Origin of the sequence: Bacillus sp. JJ675 (genome assembly GCF_036963165.1) — a bacterium.
In the GTDB taxonomy this organism is placed as follows: Bacteria; Bacillota; Bacilli; order Bacillales; family Bacillaceae; genus Bacillus; species Bacillus glycinifermentans.
Window position 1 is genome coordinate 1 of record NZ_JBALMR010000044.1, and the last position, 17,888, is coordinate 17,888.

Annotated in this window: 25 protein-coding genes; 22 read left to right on the forward strand and 3 right to left on the reverse strand. The window is 47.2% G+C overall.

Features of this window, described 5'->3' with window-relative positions; translation table 11 throughout:
* Positions 1-71 precede the first annotated feature (71 nt).
* On the reverse strand, positions 72-404 hold the full coding sequence (locus V7126_RS12075; RefSeq protein WP_046133029.1) for a rhodanese-like domain-containing protein: 333 nt from the start codon (positions 402-404) through the stop codon (positions 72-74).
* A gap of 234 nt (positions 405-638) precedes the next feature.
* Between V7126_RS12075 and V7126_RS12080 the strand changes: the two genes are divergently transcribed.
* The 3 genes from V7126_RS12080 to V7126_RS12090 all read left to right on the forward strand — a co-directional run bounded on the left by V7126_RS12080 (position 639) and on the right by V7126_RS12090 (position 2,976).
* Positions 639-1,475: a lipoate--protein ligase family protein gene (locus V7126_RS12080; RefSeq protein WP_046133027.1), complete on the forward strand. Its 837-nt coding sequence runs from the start codon at positions 639-641 to the stop codon at positions 1,473-1,475.
* A gap of 94 nt (positions 1,476-1,569) precedes the next feature.
* Positions 1,570-1,998 carry a transcriptional regulator MntR gene (mntR, locus tag V7126_RS12085; RefSeq protein ID WP_046133028.1) on the forward strand — a complete coding sequence of 143 codons (429 nt, stop codon included), beginning with the start codon at positions 1,570-1,572 and terminating at the stop codon, positions 1,996-1,998.
* A gap of 102 nt (positions 1,999-2,100) precedes the next feature.
* On the forward strand, positions 2,101-2,976 hold the full coding sequence (locus V7126_RS12090) for a patatin-like phospholipase family protein (protein ID WP_046131895.1): 876 nt from the start codon (positions 2,101-2,103) through the stop codon (positions 2,974-2,976).
* Here V7126_RS12090 and V7126_RS12095 read toward each other — a convergent pair.
* Both V7126_RS12095 and V7126_RS12100 read right to left on the reverse strand, forming a co-directional pair.
* A complete protein-coding gene (locus V7126_RS12095; protein WP_335497618.1) occupies positions 2,973-3,359 on the reverse strand; it encodes an SA1362 family protein in 387 nt (128 codons plus the stop codon). The two genes, V7126_RS12090 and V7126_RS12095, sit on opposite strands and share 4 nt — an antisense overlap.
* Positions 3,360-3,404: 45 nt before the next feature.
* Entirely contained in the window at positions 3,405-4,349 is a 945-nt protein-coding gene (locus tag V7126_RS12100; RefSeq protein ID WP_046131893.1) for a DUF1385 domain-containing protein, read from the reverse strand.
* A gap of 248 nt (positions 4,350-4,597) precedes the next feature.
* On the opposite strand from V7126_RS12100, the gene V7126_RS12105 reads away from it, so the two are divergent.
* The 19 genes from V7126_RS12105 to xseA all read left to right on the forward strand — a co-directional run.
* On the forward strand, positions 4,598-5,134 hold the full coding sequence (locus V7126_RS12105) for a YqhR family membrane protein (RefSeq protein ID WP_175077347.1): 537 nt from the start codon (positions 4,598-4,600) through the stop codon (positions 5,132-5,134).
* A gap of 102 nt (positions 5,135-5,236) precedes the next feature.
* Entirely contained in the window at positions 5,237-5,668 is a 432-nt protein-coding gene (aroQ, locus tag V7126_RS12110) for a type II 3-dehydroquinate dehydratase (protein ID WP_175077346.1), read from the forward strand.
* Positions 5,669-5,689: 21 nt separating this feature from the next.
* Positions 5,690-6,751: a M24 family metallopeptidase gene (locus V7126_RS12115; protein WP_175077345.1), complete on the forward strand. Its 1,062-nt coding sequence runs from the start codon at positions 5,690-5,692 to the stop codon at positions 6,749-6,751.
* A 31-nt stretch (positions 6,752-6,782) separates the two neighbouring features.
* The gene (gene efp, locus V7126_RS12120; protein WP_046131889.1) at positions 6,783-7,340 is read left to right on the forward strand and encodes an elongation factor P; all 558 of its coding nucleotides are present in this window, start codon (positions 6,783-6,785) and stop codon (positions 7,338-7,340) included.
* 143 nt (positions 7,341-7,483) lie between these two features.
* Entirely contained in the window at positions 7,484-7,765 is a 282-nt protein-coding gene (locus tag V7126_RS12125) for a YqhV family protein (protein ID WP_046131900.1), read from the forward strand.
* An 81-nt stretch (positions 7,766-7,846) separates the two neighbouring features.
* Positions 7,847-8,770, forward strand: coding sequence for a stage III sporulation protein AA (gene spoIIIAA / locus V7126_RS12130; RefSeq protein WP_175077344.1), 924 nt, complete (start codon positions 7,847-7,849; stop codon positions 8,768-8,770).
* Complete coding sequence (spoIIIAB, locus tag V7126_RS12135) at positions 8,764-9,279, forward strand: stage III sporulation protein SpoIIIAB (RefSeq protein ID WP_046131887.1); 516 nt, start codon at positions 8,764-8,766, stop codon at positions 9,277-9,279. The genes spoIIIAA and spoIIIAB overlap by 7 nt, the downstream gene beginning before the upstream one ends.
* Positions 9,280-9,301: 22 nt before the next feature.
* Positions 9,302-9,508 (forward strand): stage III sporulation protein AC, encoded by a 207-nt coding sequence (spoIIIAC, locus tag V7126_RS12140; protein ID WP_003183409.1) that lies wholly within the window; start codon positions 9,302-9,304, stop codon positions 9,506-9,508.
* 12 nt (positions 9,509-9,520) lie between these two features.
* A complete protein-coding gene (spoIIIAD, locus tag V7126_RS12145) occupies positions 9,521-9,916 on the forward strand; it encodes a stage III sporulation protein AD (RefSeq protein ID WP_269082048.1) in 396 nt (131 codons plus the stop codon).
* Positions 9,917-9,937: 21 nt separating this feature from the next.
* Positions 9,938-11,134 (forward strand): stage III sporulation protein AE, encoded by a 1,197-nt coding sequence (gene spoIIIAE, locus V7126_RS12150; protein ID WP_046131885.1) that lies wholly within the window; start codon positions 9,938-9,940, stop codon positions 11,132-11,134.
* A gap of 13 nt (positions 11,135-11,147) precedes the next feature.
* Positions 11,148-11,777, forward strand: a complete 630-nt coding sequence (spoIIIAF, locus tag V7126_RS12155; protein ID WP_046131884.1) for a stage III sporulation protein AF — start codon at positions 11,148-11,150, stop codon at positions 11,775-11,777.
* Positions 11,770-12,459: a stage III sporulation protein AG gene (gene spoIIIAG, locus V7126_RS12160; protein ID WP_046131883.1), complete on the forward strand. Its 690-nt coding sequence runs from the start codon at positions 11,770-11,772 to the stop codon at positions 12,457-12,459. Before spoIIIAF ends, spoIIIAG begins: the two co-directional genes overlap by 8 nt.
* 3 nt (positions 12,460-12,462) lie before the next feature.
* Entirely contained in the window at positions 12,463-13,113 is a 651-nt protein-coding gene (locus V7126_RS12165; RefSeq protein ID WP_046131899.1) for a SpoIIIAH-like family protein, read from the forward strand.
* A 176-nt stretch (positions 13,114-13,289) separates the two neighbouring features.
* Positions 13,290-13,766: an acetyl-CoA carboxylase biotin carboxyl carrier protein gene (accB, locus tag V7126_RS12170; protein ID WP_046131882.1), complete on the forward strand. Its 477-nt coding sequence runs from the start codon at positions 13,290-13,292 to the stop codon at positions 13,764-13,766.
* An 11-nt stretch (positions 13,767-13,777) separates the two neighbouring features.
* Entirely contained in the window at positions 13,778-15,130 is a 1,353-nt protein-coding gene (gene accC, locus V7126_RS12175; RefSeq protein WP_175077342.1) for an acetyl-CoA carboxylase biotin carboxylase subunit, read from the forward strand.
* Positions 15,131-15,177: 47 nt separating this feature from the next.
* Positions 15,178-15,561: an Asp23/Gls24 family envelope stress response protein gene (locus V7126_RS12180; RefSeq protein WP_175077349.1), complete on the forward strand. Its 384-nt coding sequence runs from the start codon at positions 15,178-15,180 to the stop codon at positions 15,559-15,561.
* Positions 15,562-15,850: 289 nt separating this feature from the next.
* Positions 15,851-16,240 (forward strand): transcription antitermination factor NusB, encoded by a 390-nt coding sequence (gene nusB, locus V7126_RS12185; RefSeq protein WP_046131880.1) that lies wholly within the window; start codon positions 15,851-15,853, stop codon positions 16,238-16,240.
* Positions 16,241-16,256: 16 nt separating this feature from the next.
* The gene (gene folD / locus V7126_RS12190) at positions 16,257-17,105 is read left to right on the forward strand and encodes a bifunctional methylenetetrahydrofolate dehydrogenase/methenyltetrahydrofolate cyclohydrolase FolD (RefSeq protein ID WP_335497619.1); all 849 of its coding nucleotides are present in this window, start codon (positions 16,257-16,259) and stop codon (positions 17,103-17,105) included.
* 74 nt (positions 17,106-17,179) lie between these two features.
* Positions 17,180-17,888 (forward strand): exodeoxyribonuclease VII large subunit (gene xseA / locus V7126_RS12195; protein WP_335497620.1); only part of this gene is annotated, 709 nt, incomplete at its 3' end.

Consider the following 17,888-nt stretch of genomic DNA (forward strand, 5'->3'; position numbering starts at 1 on the left):
TGACAGGGTGCAGATCAATTCCGCCGTTTTTTTGTATGAAAAAAGCCGCCTCGTCATGAGACAGCGTTCATTTATTTCTTTGTTTTAATTTTTCCGGTCCACTTTTTGAAGCCGCCTTTCAGGTTGTAAATTTCCTGACAGCCGTGTTTTTTGAGCATTTGAGCGGCTCGTCCGCTTCTGACGCTGTTTTGGCAGTAAAGATAGACGGGTTTGTCCGGACGGATTTCCGCTTTTCTTTGTTTAAGCTGAGAGAGCGGAATGTTTCTCGCACCGAGGATGTGGCCGCCTTCAAACTCGTTCGGCTCGCGCACGTCGATGAGCTGCGCTTTCCGGTAGCCGGCCCGGAATTCTTCTTCTGTTAAGGTTTTCATAATCCGCTGCTGATAAATGTATGAAACGACCATGTAGATGATCAGTGCGGCGCAAATGATGAGAACGATAATGCTGCTGGTAGACAATCTGATCCGACTCCTTTTTAAGATCGTCCCGCCTAAAGCGGGAAATGTTTATGGATATGTTAAGACAAATACTATTATAGTAAAGGGCGGGAAATCTGTCATCTGATTAGCCGAATTTATTTTCAATTTTCATAGGGGATGGTAGACTTAGGTGTATACCAAAGAAAAAGAGGGTAGGTTATGGAAAAGGAAACATGGCGTTTTATCGATTCGGGGCGCAAGGCTCCCGATTTTAATATGGCTCTTGATGAGGCGCTGCTTTACTGGCACAGCCAAAAGCAGATTCCGCCTACCATCCGCTTCTACGGATGGAACCCGGCGACGCTTTCGGTCGGCTATTTTCAAAATATCGAAAAGGAAATCGATCTGGAAGCCGTCAAAAAGCACGGCCTGGGCTTTGTGAGAAGGCCGACCGGCGGAAGGGGCGTCCTTCATGACGAAGAGCTTACCTACAGCGTGATCGTATCAGAAGACCATCCCGACATGCCGCAGACGGTGACGGAAGCGTACAGGGTGATTTCCGAAGGGATTCTCGAAGGTTTTAGAGAGCTTGGACTTGACGCTTATTTTGCGATTCCGCGAACGGAGAAAGAAAAGCAAAGTCTGAAAAATCCGAGATCATCCGTCTGCTTTGACGCGCCTTCCTGGTATGAGCTCGTTGTCGAGGGCAGAAAAGTCGCCGGAAGCGCCCAGACAAGGCAAAAAGGAGTCATTCTTCAACATGGCTCGATTCTCCTTGAATTGGATGAAGACAAGCTGTTTGATTTATTCATCTATAAAAACGACCGCATCAGAGAGCGGATGCAGCGGAATTTTAAACAAAAGGCGGTCGCCATCAATCAGCTGACCTCCGAAAAGGTGACCATAGAAGAAGCGAGCAAAGCATTTAAAAAAGGATTTGAGAAAGGGCTTAACATCAATCTCGAGCCCTATGAACTGACAAAAGAAGAAATCGCCTTCGTCGAGGAGCTGGCCAGGACGAAATACGCGACAGACGAATGGAATTATAAAAGATAGGACATCGATGTAAACGTTATCTGACTGCTTGTTTTTTACAAGCACATAGTGTAAACTTGTAATGATTTGAATAGGTGTGATTTGGAGGGATTAGATGACAACACCGAGTATGGAAGATTATATAGAACAAATTTATATGCTGATAGAAGAAAAAGGATATGCAAGAGTCTCAGATATAGCAGAAGCTTTAGCCGTCCATCCCTCCTCGGTTACAAAAATGGTTCAGAAACTCGACAAAGACGAATATTTGATTTACGAAAAGTATCGCGGTCTCGTGCTGACACCTAAAGGAAAAAAAATAGGCAAGCGTTTAGTATACAGACATGAATTGCTGGAACAGTTTTTAAGAATCATTGGTGTTGACGAAGAGAAAATTTACGATGATGTTGAAGGGATTGAACATCATTTAAGCTGGAACAGCATCGACCGGGTCGGCGACCTTGTGCAGTATTTTGAGGATGACCGCAAAAGGGTCGATGATCTGAGAAGCGTCCAAAAAAGAAATGAACAGGAAAATCAATAGAAGAAGCTGCCGCTTTAAACGGCAGCTTTTTCTGATGGTCTTTTTTTTCTGTCCCCTTCCTAAAATGATGGTAAGGCCAATCTTTTAAGGGGGGAGAACGGAATGTACATCGACGGAGTTTTTTCTGGCGGAGGAATGAAAGGAATTGCGCTCGCAGGAGCATACGAAGCGCTCGAAGAACGGGGCTTCCGATTTAAAAGACTGGCCGGAACGAGCGCCGGATCGATCATCGCAGCATTTATCGCGGCCGGGTATACGAGCAAGGAGATCCGCTGCATGCTGGAGGAATTGAATGAACGCGAGCTCCTTGACCCGAGATTTGCTTTTTTGCCGTTAAAAATACTGCAATGGGCTTCGATCTATTGGCGCCTCGGTTTGTATAAAGGAGAAAAACTGGAAAACTGGGTATCCGAGAAATTAAAGGAAAAAGGAATCTCCGTGTTCGGCGACTTTGAACAAGGGAAGCTCAAACTGATCGCCTCGGATTTAACGAATGGCAAAATGCTTGTCCTGCCTGATGATCTGACCCGCTACGGCCTGAATCCCGGGCGGTTTTCCGTCGCAAGAGCGGTGCGGATGAGCTGCAGCATTCCTTATTTTTTTGAGCCTGTCAAACTGAAATCTTCTGACGGCATCAGCACGGTCGTCGACGGCGGGGTGCTGAGCAATTTTCCGATCTGGCTGTTTACCGCCGAAAAAAAACGCCCGGTTTTAGGCGTTACCTTGATGCCGAGTGAAAAAGAAAGGCCGAAGAAGGTGATCAACAATGCGTTTGAGCTGTTCGGAGCGCTTTTTGAGACGATGAAAGAAGCGCATGACGCCAGGCATATCGCTACTAAACACGAACGCAACATTATTTTCCTGCCCGTCGAAGAAGTGCTGTCGACGGAATTTGCGATTTCGGCAGAAAAAAAACTAGCTCTGATTGAGCTAGGAAAAAAACGAACAGAATTATTTTTGAAACAGTGGACGTATTAAAAGAAAGCTCTGTTTTTCTTTTTGCTCTTTTTTCCTTCGATCACCGTCAGCTGAGTCTGGCTTTTTTTCTTGACCAAGACAGGCTTGGATTTGTTGATAGACGGCACGCTTCTCAGATGATTCACCCGGCCTCTGACTGAGCGTTTTTTATGATCCTGAAAACGCTTGTTTGATTGTTTGGCTGCTTTTCTAAATGCTGCTCCTTCACCGCCCGCGTCGCGGTTTATAAGATGTCTGATGACTAAATAGACAATTGCGCCGACCGCAGCAAAAACAAACAAATATTGCAGCAAGCGGCCGGGGCTTGTGACAGCAAAATAAACGAAACCAAAAATTCCAAGCGCAATCACTAAAGCTGAGACTGGATGTACCCGTTGCTTCATAACTGTCCACCTCCCAAAAAATTAACCGATTCGTTAAAGTTTACATTACGATATAGAAGGTTCCTTCTGTTCGTCCTCTGCTTTGGTCTCCATATGAAGAAGCTCGTTAAAGCTTGCGATTGCCACTTCCACCTGATCGTCCGACGGCTCTTTTGTCGTCAAAAGCTGCAGCCAAAGGCCGGGATAGCCCAGCGCTTTCAGCACAGGTATGTTTCTCACTTTGTTCGTCAGCTGCAGCACTTCAAATGAAATGCCAAGAACGACTGGTATCAGCGCGATTCTATTTAAAATACGGACCCAGAGAGGGTCAGCAGGAACAAGCAAGTAAACAAACATGCCCACGATCACCGTAAATAGAATAAAACTGCTTCCACATCTGTAGTGAAGCCTTGATTGACGCTGAACATTTTCCACCGTAACCGGCATGTTTTGTTCGAAACAGTTTATGACTTTATGTTCGGCTCCGTGATATTGAAAAACCCTTTTAATGAAAGGGGTGCACGATATCGCGTAAATATAGCCCAACAGCAGGATCAGCTTGAAAAAGCTTTCGACCATAATCTGCGCGACATCAGATTGGAATACAGGCCGGGTAAGCTCCGCCAAAAAGACGGGAACAAGCGTAAATACAAATTTGCTGAAGAGGAATGATAGCACCCCGACAGCGGCAAGCCCAAAAATCATCGTCAGCTTTGACTGCTTCTCCTCTTTTAATTGATCGTCCAATGCAGGGTCGCGATCATACCGTTCGCTTGAAAAATTCAAATGCTTGGTACCGTTCGCACTCGCTTCAATAATCGCGATGATCCCCCGGAGAAACGGAATTTTCTTCAGCTTTTCCAGCGTGGGATGTGATGTGCGGGGCAGCTTGAAAAATTCAATGCTCTGATCCTTCCTGCGAATCGCGGTTACATAATGGCGCCTGCCGCCGAACATCACGCCTTCGACGACGGCCTGCCCTCCGTATGCGGGCTTTTTTTGATTTGACATTTGCATCAACCTATCTGTATCAATCTATGATTACATTAACCATTTCCTTACACCTATTGTACAGGAAAAGTACTGAAACCTCTAGGTTGACGTGCCTAAAAATTTTAGAAATTAGAGAAGCGAATCGTCAAATCTAATTCAAGTATACCCGTTTTCTTGATTTTTACACTTCCGTTCAAAAAAACTTGGAAAGATACTGTTGGCACAGCTGTTTTTGGACATACTGGAAATGGAGGTGAACTGACGTCATGAGCAGTGAAGACAATGAAAAACAGCCCGAAGAACTTGAGCAGAATAAACGCGAACAACCGGCATCTTTCATCGGCAGGGTGGTTACGACAGGGTTTATCGGCGGCATTCTCTGGAGTGCGCTGGGAGAGCTTGCATACCTGTTTAAATTTTCAGAAGTCACGCCGAACATGGTTCTTCAGCCTATTGCTGTCGGCGAATGGAAAAACGGTTTTCTCGGAACGGTGATCAGCATTTTGCTGATAGGGGTGATTTCAATCGGCGCTGCCCTCCTGTACTTCGGCTGCCTGAAGCAAATCAAGGGTATGTGGCCCGGGATTTTATACGGAGCTGTTTTGTGGGGCATCGTATTCTATCTGTTTAATCCGATGTTTCCGGATGTACAGACAGTTTCCGAGCTGAAAAGGGAAACGGTTATCACGACGTTTTGCATCTACTTGCTGTACGGATTGTTTGTCGGCTATTCGATTTCGTTTGAATACAATGAATTAAATTCCGAAAAGGTTTCAAAGGCGATTGGAGAATCGAAGGAATAGTGTTGATACCTGAATCATTATGATAAAATGTTCACTGTAAGTGGACATTTTTTAACGTGAAACAAACGGTGGCTTTGTTTAATGAAAAAAGGGGGAAGAGAGTTGCCGCACATTTTAATTTTGAACGGACCGAATTTAAACCGGCTTGGGAAGCGAGAACCTGAAATATACGGAAGAGATACGCTGACCGATTTAGAGCAAAAGCTCTTTCAATTTGCCGAAGGCGTTCAGGCTGAGCTGACGTTTTTCCAGTCAAACCATGAAGGGGATATCATCGACGCTCTTCATGAGGCTGAGGATCAGTATGACGGCGTCGTCTTAAATCCGGGCGCTTTTTCGCACTACAGCTATGCCATTCGCGATGCAGTGGCCGCCATCAGCATACCGGTGATCGAAGTTCACATTTCCAATCCCGATGCGAGGGAAGAGTTTCGGCGGCAATCGGTGATTGCACCCGTGGCTCAGGGCCGGATTACCGGACTCGGTTTTGAAGGCTACAAGCTTGCCGTCTGTTATTTTTTGAACAACAAATAGCAAAAGGGGGACTCTAGAACGATGAAACTGAAAAAACTGAGAGAACTTTTTGGCGGTCTTGGAATCGAAGGGCTTCTGCTGACGAGCAGCGTCAACTTGAGGTACATAACCGGATTTACAGGCTCTGCGGGCCTTGCGGTGATTTCAGAGGACAAAGCGGTCTTCATTACGGATTTCCGGTATACCGAGCAGGCCAAACATCAAATCAAGGGCTTTGAAATCGTTGAGCATACCGGCTCAATCATCAAAAAAGCAGCTGATGCGATCAAGGAAATGGGACTAAATAAAATTGGTTTTGAGCAGGATAAGATGACATACGGAACGTATGCCGCATACAAAGATCTTCTCGGCCCGGCGGAGCTTGTTCCGGTTTCGCATTCGGTTGAAAAGTTGCGCTTGATTAAGTCAAGTGAAGAGATTAAGATATTAAAGGAAGCTGCTAAGATTGCAGATGATGCATTCAGCCATATTCTGACGGTGATTAAGCCCGGCATGACGGAGATTTCAATCGCCAATGAACTGGAGTTTTACATGCGGAGTCAGGGGGCGGATCATTCTTCATTCGATATGATCGTCGCCTCGGGCGTCCGCTCAAGCCTGCCGCACGGAGTGGCAAGCGATAAAACCGTCGAGAAAGGCGATTTCGTCACATTGGATTTCGGGGCCTACTATAAAGGATACTGCTCGGACATTACGCGCACGATCGCCGTGGGAGAGCCGAGTGATGAGCTGAAAGGCATTTATCAAACCGTGTTTGAAGCGCAGGCGCTCGGCATGCAGAATATCAGGCCGGGAATCACCGGCAAACAGGCTGACGCCTATACGAGGGACCATATTGCTTCCAAAGGCTACGGCGATTATTTCGGCCATTCTACCGGCCACGGCCTCGGCATGGAAGTCCATGAAGGCCCCGCGCTTTCAGTCCGTTCTGACCAGCTTCTTGAAAAAGGCATGGTCGTTACGGTCGAACCGGGAATCTACATACCGGGCAAGGGCGGAGTCAGAATAGAGGACGATATTGTCCTCACTGAGGGCGGGAACGAATCTCTCACCCATTCCGCAAAAGATCTAATTATTTTATAATCCGTTTGATTGGAGCTATAGGAGGATAACCATGATTTCAGTAAACGATTTTCGCACAGGTTTAACGATTGAAGTGGACGGAGGCATTTGGCGCGTTGTTGATTTCCAGCACGTCAAACCGGGTAAGGGTGCAGCATTTGTCCGCTCAAAATTGAGAAATCTCCGCACAGGCGCGATTCAGGAAAAAACATTCCGTGCAGGCGAAAAAGTAGCCCGCGCCCAAATCGAGACAAAAACGATGCAGTATCTGTACGCCAACGGCGATCAGCACGTTTTTATGGACACGAGCTCATACGAGCAGCTTGAGCTGAGCTCTTCGCAAATCGAGCATGAGCTTAAATTCCTGCTTGAAAACATGTCCGTTCAAATCATGATGTATCAATCAGAAACGCTCGGTATCGAACTTCCGAACACGGTCGAGCTGAAGGTTGTTGAAACAGAACCGGGCATCAAAGGCGATACAGCATCAGGCGGAACAAAACCAGCAAAAACAGAAACAGGTTTAGTTGTCAACGTTCCGTTCTTCGTGAACGAAGGCGATACACTCGTTGTCAATACTTCTGACGGTTCTTACGTTTCCAGAGCGTAGGCCATGCGCACAGGAGCCGGCTTCATATGAAGCCGGCTCTTTTTTTGTTTTGCAAGTTTTAAGTAGAAAATCAGAAGACTACTTTTTCAAGAGAGAGCATAGATTGTAAAAAAAGCCGGAAAGCGTTAATGGAGGTTTATGATATGAAGTTTTTCTTTGGACAAGTCAATCCGACTGTTTTGACAATGGCGGCTTTAAGAGTTGTTTCCTCTTTAATCGAGCTGACGGCCGCGATCGTGATGCTTCTTTTGAACGACGTCCGCAAGGCGGTTGCCGTAAACAGCGTGCTTGCCATGGTCGGACCGTTTATTTTTATTATCACGATGACGATCGGAATATATCAGATCGCGGGCCAGCTCTCCTATGCGAAGCTCATCCTTATCTTCATGGGCGTCGTTTTCATTATTGCAGGAATCTATAAATAACGAAGCAGGCTCTCTTGTCATAAAGTCTTTCTTTGAACATACATTTTTATAGAAGACAAGCTAAAAGAGGAGGGAGCGTTTTTGCAGCACATCACAGAGATTCTCCCTGACACGATTAAACTGGCGCTTGCCGGGCTTGCTGAACACGACATGAACCAGATCGAAGAAATTCGGATCAGGACAAGTCGTCCGCTTGAATTGGTTCAAAAAGGCCAGCCGCTTTTTTTGGATTATGCGGCAACGCCGGAGGATTCAGCGATATTTTTGAACAGGCTCGGCAATTACAGCATGTACACGCTCGAAGAGGAACTGAAAAAAGGGTATATCACGATAAAAGGCGGCCACCGCGTCGGCCTTGCCGGCCGGGTCGTCATCGAAAACGGAACGGTCAAGGGAATCAGGGACATCTCCTCCTTCAACATTCGCATCGCCAAAGAAAAGATCGGCATATCGCAGCCATATGTGCCTTATCTCTTTAAAAACGCCTGGCTGAACACATTGATCATCGGTCCCCCGCAAACAGGCAAGACGACTTTGCTCAGGGATCTTGGCAGGCTGATCAGCACGGGAAGCGGCAACATTCCCGCGAAAAAGGTCGCCGTTGTTGACGAAAGGTCTGAGATTGCCGGATGTGTAAACGGCATTCCACAGTACAAGTTCGGGAAGCGCATTGATATTCTCGACGCCTGCCCAAAGGCGGAAGGGATGATGATGATGATCAGGTCAATGAGCCCGGATGTGGTGATCGCCGATGAGATTGGCAGAACAGAAGACGCAGAAGCCCTGTTGGAAGCGGTGCATGCAGGGGTGTCGGTTATTGTGTCAGCCCACGGGTTTTCGTTTAGAGACGTTATGAAGCGGCCTTCCTTGAAGCGGCTTCGGGAATACGGCGTTTTTCAGCGAATCGTTGAGCTGTCGCGGAAAAACGGACCGGGCACGATAAGCCGGATCTGCGGCGGTGACGGGGAGCCGCTCACAGCGGCTGGGAAGGTGTTATCATGCTGAAGCTTTTCGGGGCTGTGCTGATTTTGGCGGCTGCCACTTGGACAGGTTTTGAGATGGCAAAACCCTTCAGCGAAAGGCCGAAGCAAATCCGGCAGCTTTTGGCAGCTCTGCAGTCGCTGGAGGCTGAAATTATGTATGGGCATACCCCGCTCCGCCTGGCGTCAAAACATATCGCCGAACAGCTTTCTGAACCCGTTTCTTCCCTGTTTGAGACGTTCTCGCATAAGCTTGGAGAAGGCACCGCTTCAGCCGGAGCAGCCTGGGAGGACAGCCTGAGGAAAGTGTGGCCCGAAACGGCTCTCAAAACAAAGGAATTTGATATTTTGAGGCAATTTGGAGAAACGCTTGGCAGGCATGACCTCGTTTCGCAGCAGAAGCATATCAAGCTGGCGCTGACCCATTTGGAAACAGAGGAAGCTGAAGCGAACCTCGCCCAGGCGAAAAACGAAAAAATGGTAAAAAGCCTTGGATTTTTGGCGGGACTGTTACTGGTTCTTCTATTGATGTAATGAAGAGGGGAGCGCAAAAGAAATGGGAGTAGACGTAAATATTATTTTTCAAATCGCCGGCGTCGGAATCGTCGTCGCATTTCTTCACACCATACTTGATCAAATGGGAAAGAAAGAATATGCCCAATGGGTCACGCTTTTAGGATTTATTTATATTTTATTCATGGTTGCAACTGTCGTCGATGATCTCTTCCAAAAGATAAAAGCTGTCTTTCTATTCCAGGGATAGGGGGGCTTACTCATTGAAATCGTTCAAATCGTAGGATTAGGAATGATTGCAACCTTTCTCAGCTTGATTGTCAAAGAGCAAAAGCCGACATTTGCATTTTTGATCATCGTATTTACCGGCTGCACGATTTTTTTATTCCTGGTCGACCAGGTGTACGAAATCATCCGCATGATCGAAAAGATCGCCGTTAATGCAAATATCAACATGATGTACGTCGAAACGATATTGAAAATCATCGGGATCGCATATATTGCGGAGTTTGGTGCACAGCTGACAAAGGATGCCGGACAGGGGGCGATTGCCTCGAAAATCGAGCTGGCAGGCAAAATCCTCATTTTAGTCATGGCCGTTCCGATTTTAACCGTCATAATCGAGACCATCATCGGGCTGATCCCTTCCATGTCTTAGTCAGAAAGGAGGATTTTTGGTGTGAAGCGTTTACTGTTTTGGCTCCTGGTCATCGGCTTTGTTTTCGCGGGGGCTCGGGAGGTACAAGCCTCTGAAAAAGAAGGGGAAGCAGGTACTGCCGCAACATCGGCGGAAGCGATGGCCGATCAGCAGGCCGAATCGCTGGAGATCGACAAGGTCGGCGAGTTTTGGAACAACATTATGACGGAATACGGAGGCCATCTTCCGGAGAGCCAAAAAGGCAGCTTATTGGAGTTCATCAAGGGAGAGAAGCATTTTTCGCCGGAAGAGTGGGCCAAAGCGCTTTTTTCTTATTTGTTTCATGAAGTGCTGGCAAACGGGAAACTATTGGGAACCCTGATTCTTTTGACGATATTTTGCGTCCTGCTCCAGCTCCTGCAAAATGCGTTCCAGCAAAGCACCGTCAGCAAAGTAGCCTATGCGATCGTTTACATGGTGCTGATCATCCTCGCGCTTAACAGCTTTCGGGTCGCCGTCACCTACGCGAATGAAGCGATCCAGTCGATGACAAGCTTCATCCTGTCGCTCGTCCCCCTGCTCCTCGCGCTGATGGCGACCTCGGGGGGAGCCGTTTCAGCAGCTTTCTTTCATCCTGTGATTCTCTTCTTAATGAACACGAGCGGCCTGTTTATCCAGTATATCGTGATGCCGCTTTTATTTTTATCAGCGATCTTAAGCATCGTCAGCACGATGACCGAACAGTACAAAGTCACCCAGCTTGCCCAGCTCCTTCGCAATGCAGCGATCGGAACGCTGGCCGCCTTTTTAACCGTATTTCTCGGCGTCATTTCGGTTCAGGGCGCATCAGCCGCCGTCACCGACGGCATCACGTTAAGGACGGCCAAATTCATCACGGGCAATTTCATTCCCGTATTAGGCCGGATGTTTACGGAGGCGACGGACACGGTGATCAGCGCTTCCCTCCTGCTCAAAAACACCGTCGGGATTCTCGGGGTGGCCATCCTGATTTGCATCGCCGCATTCCCGGCAGTCAAAATCCTCTCCCTTGCGCTGATTTACAAAATTGCCGCCGCTGTTTTGCAGCCTTTGGGGGGAGGCCCTGTCATCAGCTGCCTTGATGTAATCAGCAAAAGCGTCATCTACATTTTCGCTGCGATGGCGATCGTCTCGCTCATGTTTTTTCTAAGCTTAACCGTCATTATTACAGCGGGGAACCTGACCATGATGATGAAGTAGGGGAGGGTCTGATATGGCTTTTTTGACAGAGTGGCTGACAAACATCATTTTGTTTATTCTGCTTGCGATCATCATCGACATGCTTTTGCCGAACTCGAGCATGCAGAAGTACGCAAAAATGGTGATCAGCCTTCTATTGATCGTTGTCATACTGAATCCGATTTTTACGCTGTTCCGTGCCGATCCGGATGCTATCATCGAGCAGCTGACCAAAAACGGACAAGTCCGGCATGAAGAAATAAAAAATCAGCTGAATTCAGAAAAAAAAGAAATACAAGCCTCACAACAAGCATATATTTTAGAACAGATGGCTGCTCAATTAAAAAAGAGTGCAGAGGAGAGGTTGAGTCATGACAAATACAAGATAGCTAAAGTAGAAATCTCTTCTGCGGGCCGCCTGCAATCCGAAAAGGATGTCGCCCGGCATATCGAAGCGTCCGTTTATTTGGAGACAGCTTCCGAAAAAACGGTCCAAGCCGTCAAACCTGTCGACATCAATACAGGGGAAGCCTATCAGACAGAACGAACAAGAGATCATCAGGAAGCCGAGAAAATCAAAGAACAGCTGGCAGGCATATGGGACATGAACCCCGACAAGATCACAGTCCATATCGAAGGGGGAGAACAAAGCGGCAATGAATAAAAGAAGCTGGATCGAGAAGCTGATCGGTCATTTGGTCCCGAAAGAAGGGAAAGAAGGAAAAGCGAAGCTGACGAAATACCACTATTTTCTGCTTTTGTTCGTTCTCGGCGTCTCTTTCATGCTGGTGAGCCAGATTTTTTCTTCCGAACCGTCGCAGCAGAAGGCGGACGTCCCCGCATCATCTGAGAAATCGACATCAGAAAACCAGGAACAAAGCCGTGACAAGGAAGTGTTTAAGCCGGCCGGGAGCGACAAACCAAAGGATTCGATCCAGGACTATGAAAGGGATTACGAGAACCAGCTCAAGGAGATTTTGGAAACGATCATCGGCGTTGAGGATGTATCGATCGTCGTCAATGTTGATGCGACTTCCCTGAAGGTGTTTGAAAAAAATCAGAAAACGCAAGAGACATCAACTGATGAAACGGACAAACAGGGCGGAAAACGGACCGTCACCGAAACATCTTCCGATGAAGAAATTGTCATGATCAAGCACGGCGAGGAAGAAACGCCGGTCGTCGTCCAGACGAAAAAGCCCGAGATCAGAGGCGTTCTCGTTGTCGCTCAGGGAGTCGACAACGTTCAAATAAAACAAACCATCATTGAAGCAGTGACAAGGGTTCTTGACGTTCCGAGCCACCGCGTCGCTGTTGCCCCTAAAAAAATGAAGGAGGATTCATAAATGATGCTGAAAAAACAAACGGTCTGGCTTTTAACCATGTTAAGTCTTGTCGTTGTGCTGAGTGTCTACTATATCATGTCGCCTGAAGGAGAAAATGTCGTGTCGGTAAATGACGAAGGACAAGTCGCTGCTGAAAAAGAACAGCCGACTAAAGAACAGCCGATGAAAGAGGAGCCTGCAAAAGAAAAAAGCACAGAATCTGAAAAAGGCAAAACCGATGGAAAGGAAAGGGAAGATAAAGAAACGTCAGCCAGCGAACAAAGCGCTGAAAAAGGAGAGGTTGTGACAGAGGAAACGTCTGAGGGAGACGACTTCACGACATACCGGATGGAGATGGACGATCAGCGCAGCAAAATGAGGGAAGAATTAAACGAGATCGTTATGAGCGACAAAGCGACCGCAAAAGAAAAAAGCGAAGCCTACGATAAGATGACAGAGCTTAGCGATGCGGAAGGAACGGAGAAAACGCTTGAAACGCTGATTAAAACAAAAGGGTACAAAGATGCATTAGTCAATGCCGAAGGAGATAAAGTCAATATCACGGTTAAATCGAAAGACCATTCAAAAGCCGCTGCTATCGATATCATCGACCTCGTCGAAAAAGAAGTAAAAAACTTAAACGATGTGGCTGTTACATTTGAACCTTCCGAATAAAACGTTTCCCGCTTGGAATAAAGCGGGATTTTTTCGTAACCGAAGAAGCGGTCGTGTTCAGCGGCTTTATGATAGGAGTTGAATTCGGTACCCCTCTCCTGTAAGATGATATATAGTATGTACTTTTAGTACTAACTGATAATCATGAGAAATCTATTCATTAGGGGTGCGATAGCATGTTAAATATTGATGAAATCAGACAGCTTATAAAACTAATTGATGAATCTTCGATAAATGAATTTACATACGAAAACGAAGGATCGAAGGTCGAGCTTAAGAAGAATGCCGGCGGCTCCGTGCAGATGGTTCAGCAGGTTCCTGCCGCGCCTGTTCAAGCTCCGGCCGCTCAAGCCGCGCAGCAGCAGGCTCCTGTTCAGGAGGCGCCGGCAAAGGAAGAGAAAGATAACGGCAACCTGCATAAAATCACGTCTCCGATGGTCGGAACGTTTTATGCATCGTCTTCGCCTGAAGCTGATCCATATGTAACCGTTGGATCAAAGGTTACAGAATCATCCGTCGTCTGCATCGTCGAAGCGATGAAGCTCTTCAATGAAATCGAAGCCGAAGTAAAAGGCGAAATCGTTGAAGTTTTAGTAGAAAACGGACAGCTTGTTGAATACGGACAACCTCTCTTTTTAGTAAGAGCAGAGTAAGGAGCAGTAAGATGATTAAAAAGCTATTAATTGCGAACCGGGGAGAAATTGCCGTCAGAATTATCAGAGCTTGTAAGGAAATGGGGATCGAAACGGTGGCCATCTATTCGGAAGCAGATAGAGAGGCGCTCCATGTTCAGATGGCAGACGAAGCATTCTGCATCGGGCCGAAGCTTTCAAAAGACAGCTACCTGAACATCACCAACATCGTCACCGTCGCCAAGATGACCGGCGCAGACGCGATTCATCCGGGCTACGGCTTTCTTGCGGAAAATGCGGATTTTGCCGAGCTTTGCGAAGAGGTAAACGTAACCTTCGTCGGACCCACAGCAGATGCCATTTCTAAGATGGGGACGAAAGACGTCGCGCGGGAAACGATGCAGAAGGCAGGCGTTCCGATCGTGCCGGGATCACAAGGAATTATCGAAAATGTCGAAGATGCGGTTTCATTGGCGCGCGATATCGGGTATCCTGTGATTATCAAGGCAACCGCAGGCGGAGGCGGAAAAGGAATCCGCGTCGCCCGCACGGAAGAAGAATTGATCAACGGCATCAAGATCACACAGCAGGAGGCGGCCACAGCATTCGGAAATCCAGGCGTGTATATTGAAAAGTACATCGAAGATTTCAGACACGTGGAAATTCAAGTGCTTGCCGACACGCACGGAAACACGATTCATCTGGGAGAGCGCGACTGTTCGATCCAAAGAAGGCTGCAAAAGCTTCTTGAAGAAACGCCTTCACCTGCTCTGGATGAATCTGTAAGGGAGCAGATGGGCCAAGCAGCTGTAAAAGCGGCTGAAGCGGTTCAATATACGGGCGCAGGAACGGTTGAGTTCATTTACGATTACCGCGAACAGAAATTTTACTTCATGGAAATGAACACGCGGATTCAGGTTGAACATCCCGTGACGGAAATGGTGACAGGCGTCGATTTGATCAAAGAACAGATCAAAGTGGCATCAGGCGAGAAATTGAGCCTTACACAAGAAGAGGTCACATTTGACGGATGGGCGATCGAATGCCGGATTAACGCCGAAAATCCTGAGAAAAACTTCATGCCGTCACCCGGGAAAATCGAAATGTATCTTCCTCCGGGAGGCCTTGGCGTCAGAGTCGAATCGGCCGTATATCCCGGATACTCGATTCCGCCGTATTATGACAGCATGATCGCCAAAGTGATCACCTACGGAAAGACGAGGGATGAAGCTGTTTCAAGAATGAAGCGGGCCTTGAGCGAATTCGTGATCGAAGGCATTCACACGACAATCCCGTTCCATTTGAAGTTATTGGATCATGAAACATTTGTAAGCGGGGAATTCAACACGAAGTTTTTAGAAATATATGATGTCATGGGATCGTAATTATTACGGAGGTGAATCTGTTGAAAGACGATAACAGCTTATTGGACATGAGCCATGAAGAAAACCATTTGGGGAGAGTGGAAATCGCTCCCGAAGTCATTGAGGTAATCGCTGGAATCGCGGCATCCGAAGTCGAAGGCGTTGCCGAAATGCGCGGCAATTTTGCAACGGGCGTTGTGGAGCGCTTCGGCAAAAAGAACCACGGCAAAGGCGTTAAAGTCGATCTGTCTGATGACGGGATTACGATTGACGTATTCTGCGTCATGTTATTCGGCGTGTCGATTCCGAAGGTCGCAAGTGCTGTCCAGGACAACATCCGCCAGACGCTCCTCAATATGACTGCTCTTTCGATTAATGAAATTAATATTCACATCGTTGGAATTCAATTTGATTCAAAAACGCATGAAGTTGAAATTGATCAAGAGATGTAGCGCGGTTGAATGGAAGAACCAAGGGGACCCGACGGCCCTTTGGTTTTTTCGTGTCCAGCCTTTAAAAAATGCTTTTTAAAAAGCATCATTCTGACCATTGCGATGAAAAATAAAAAGGATGCAAGAGAAAGTACACAGAAAACGAATGATTTCCGGGGGATTTCATTTATTATTCGGTTATAACCGATAAAACCTCGATTTTTGCATGCGAAAAGACTAAAAATATGATATGATCTCTTTGTGGCTTAACCGGTTAGCAGCAAAGAGGGTTAAAGGAGAAAAAGAAAGAATGAAAAGAAGAACAGCAAGAGAAAAGGCTTTGCAGTCATTATTCCAAATTGACGTCAGCGATATTGAACCGAAAGAAGCGATGGCCCATGCCCTGGACGGCATGGAAAGCGACGCTTTTTTCGAACAGCTTGTCTACGGGGTCTTAGAGAATAAGGAAAAAATCGATGAGATGATCACGCGCCATCTCGTCAATTGGAAGCTTGACAGACTGGCAAATGTCGACCGCGCCATTTTGCGCTTATCAGCATATGAAATGGCGTTTGTAGACGATATACCGGCCAGCGTCTCTATGAATGAAGCGATTGAGCTGGCAAAGCAATTTGGGGATGACAAGTCGGCGAAGTTTATAAACGGTGTTCTTTCTAACATTAAGTCCGATCTTGAATAATTTAGGAGGAGAGCAAATGACAGCAACCATCATCGACGGGAAAGAAACAGCAAAAGAAAAGCGCGGGCAGCTGGCCAAGGAAGTTGAAGAACTGAAAAAACAAGGAGTTACCCCGGGACTGGCCGTTATTTTAATCGGCGATGATCCGGCGTCTCTTTCATATGTGCGCGGCAAGAAAAAAGCGGCTGAGGCTATGGGGATTCGTTTTCAATTGGATCATTTCGACTCAAGCTTCACCGAACAGCAGCTGCTTGAGGTGATCGATCAATACAACAATAATGACGACTTTCACGGAATTCTTGTCCAGCTGCCTCTTCCGGAGCATATTTCCGAACAAGCGGTGATCGAAAAAATTTCCCCTGACAAAGATGTCGACGGGTTTCATCCGTTGAACGTCGGGAAGATGCTGCTCGGCGAAGATACATTTCTGCCTTGCACACCTGCGGGCATCATCGAGCTATTGAAAAAAACCGGCGTCGATTTGTCAGAAAAAGAGGTTGTTGTCGTCGGCAGAAGCAATATTGTCGGAAAGCCTGTAGGGCAGCTTCTTCTGAACGAAAACGCAACCGTCACATATTGCCATTCAAGAACGGCCGATATTACGGCGCATACGAAAAAAGCCGATGTTCTCATCGTAGCAGTAGGGAAAGCTAATTTTATCAAAGCGGATCAAATTAAAGAAGGAGCCGTCGTCATCGATGTCGGCGTCAACCGCCTTGAAAACGGAAAACTTGTTGGGGACGTGGCGTTCGAAGAGGCGAAAGAGAAAGCTTCCTACATCACGCCTGTACCGGGCGGAGTCGGTCCGATGACCATCACCATGCTTGCCCATAATACGGTTAAATCAGCGAAACGTTCGTTGTAACGGACAGCCGTTCATCCGTCAGAAACCCTGGCGGATGAACATTTTTGATGCCGGCTGGAAAGGAGGCTCTCGCCATGGATGAAGTAGCATTTGTCACGGTTACCGCATTGACAAAATACATTAAACGCAAATTTGACGTCGATCCCCATCTAGATGACCTTTGGATCAAGGGTGAGCTGTCAAATGTAAAAATACATAGCAGGGGCCATATTTATTTTACGCTGAAAGATGACAACGCCCGCATACAGGCCGTCATGTTCGCCAGACAAAACAAAAGCCTCGGCTTTACTCCCGAAAACGGAATGAAGGTGCTGGTAAGAGGCGGCATTACGGTGTATGAACCGAGCGGCAATTATCAGCTTTACGCTAAAGAAATGCAGCCCGACGGAATCGGGGCGCTTCATTTGGCATATGAAGAACTAAAGAAAAAGCTGTCGCAAGAAGGGCTGTTTGACGAAGCGCACAAAAAGCCCATCCCCGCTTTTCCGTCAGTCATCGGTGTCGTCACGTCCCCTACAGGAGCGGCTGTACGGGACGTCATCACCACTATTAAAAGAAGATATCCCCTCGTAAAAGTGATTGTCCTCCCAACCCTTGTTCAGGGAACAAACGCCAGTGAATCCATCGTCAGAAGCATCGAAGAGGCCAACCGCAGACAGCTGTGCGATGTGCTGATCGTCGGGCGCGGAGGGGGATCGATAGAAGAGCTGTGGGCTTTTAATGAAGAAATCGTTGCAAGGGCGATTTTTGCATCCGACATCCCGATCATATCAGCCGTCGGAC

Coding starts and splice junctions, on each gene's coding strand:
- V7126_RS12075 (WP_046133029.1), bottom strand. CDS start 404: ATGGTCGTTTCATACATTTATCAGCAGCGGATTATGAAAACCTTAACA.
- V7126_RS12080 (WP_046133027.1), top strand. CDS start 639: ATGGAAAAGGAAACATGGCGTTTTATCGATTCGGGGCGCAAGGCTCCC.
- mntR (WP_046133028.1), top strand. CDS start 1,570: ATGACAACACCGAGTATGGAAGATTATATAGAACAAATTTATATGCTG.
- V7126_RS12090 (WP_046131895.1), top strand. CDS start 2,101: ATGTACATCGACGGAGTTTTTTCTGGCGGAGGAATGAAAGGAATTGCG.
- V7126_RS12095 (WP_335497618.1), bottom strand. CDS start 3,359: ATGAAGCAACGGGTACATCCAGTCTCAGCTTTAGTGATTGCGCTTGGA.
- V7126_RS12100 (WP_046131893.1), bottom strand. CDS start 4,349: ATGTCAAATCAAAAAAAGCCCGCATACGGAGGGCAGGCCGTCGTCGAA.
- V7126_RS12105 (WP_175077347.1), top strand. CDS start 4,598: ATGAGCAGTGAAGACAATGAAAAACAGCCCGAAGAACTTGAGCAGAAT.
- V7126_RS12115 (WP_175077345.1), top strand. CDS start 5,690: ATGAAACTGAAAAAACTGAGAGAACTTTTTGGCGGTCTTGGAATCGAA.
- efp (WP_046131889.1), top strand. CDS start 6,783: ATGATTTCAGTAAACGATTTTCGCACAGGTTTAACGATTGAAGTGGAC.
- V7126_RS12125 (WP_046131900.1), top strand. CDS start 7,484: ATGAAGTTTTTCTTTGGACAAGTCAATCCGACTGTTTTGACAATGGCG.
- spoIIIAB (WP_046131887.1), top strand. CDS start 8,764: ATGCTGAAGCTTTTCGGGGCTGTGCTGATTTTGGCGGCTGCCACTTGG.
- spoIIIAC (WP_003183409.1), top strand. CDS start 9,302: ATGGGAGTAGACGTAAATATTATTTTTCAAATCGCCGGCGTCGGAATC.
- spoIIIAF (WP_046131884.1), top strand. CDS start 11,148: ATGGCTTTTTTGACAGAGTGGCTGACAAACATCATTTTGTTTATTCTG.
- spoIIIAG (WP_046131883.1), top strand. CDS start 11,770: ATGAATAAAAGAAGCTGGATCGAGAAGCTGATCGGTCATTTGGTCCCG.
- V7126_RS12165 (WP_046131899.1), top strand. CDS start 12,463: ATGCTGAAAAAACAAACGGTCTGGCTTTTAACCATGTTAAGTCTTGTC.
- accB (WP_046131882.1), top strand. CDS start 13,290: ATGTTAAATATTGATGAAATCAGACAGCTTATAAAACTAATTGATGAA.
- accC (WP_175077342.1), top strand. CDS start 13,778: ATGATTAAAAAGCTATTAATTGCGAACCGGGGAGAAATTGCCGTCAGA.
- V7126_RS12180 (WP_175077349.1), top strand. CDS start 15,178: ATGAGCCATGAAGAAAACCATTTGGGGAGAGTGGAAATCGCTCCCGAA.
- nusB (WP_046131880.1), top strand. CDS start 15,851: ATGAAAAGAAGAACAGCAAGAGAAAAGGCTTTGCAGTCATTATTCCAA.
- folD (WP_335497619.1), top strand. CDS start 16,257: ATGACAGCAACCATCATCGACGGGAAAGAAACAGCAAAAGAAAAGCGC.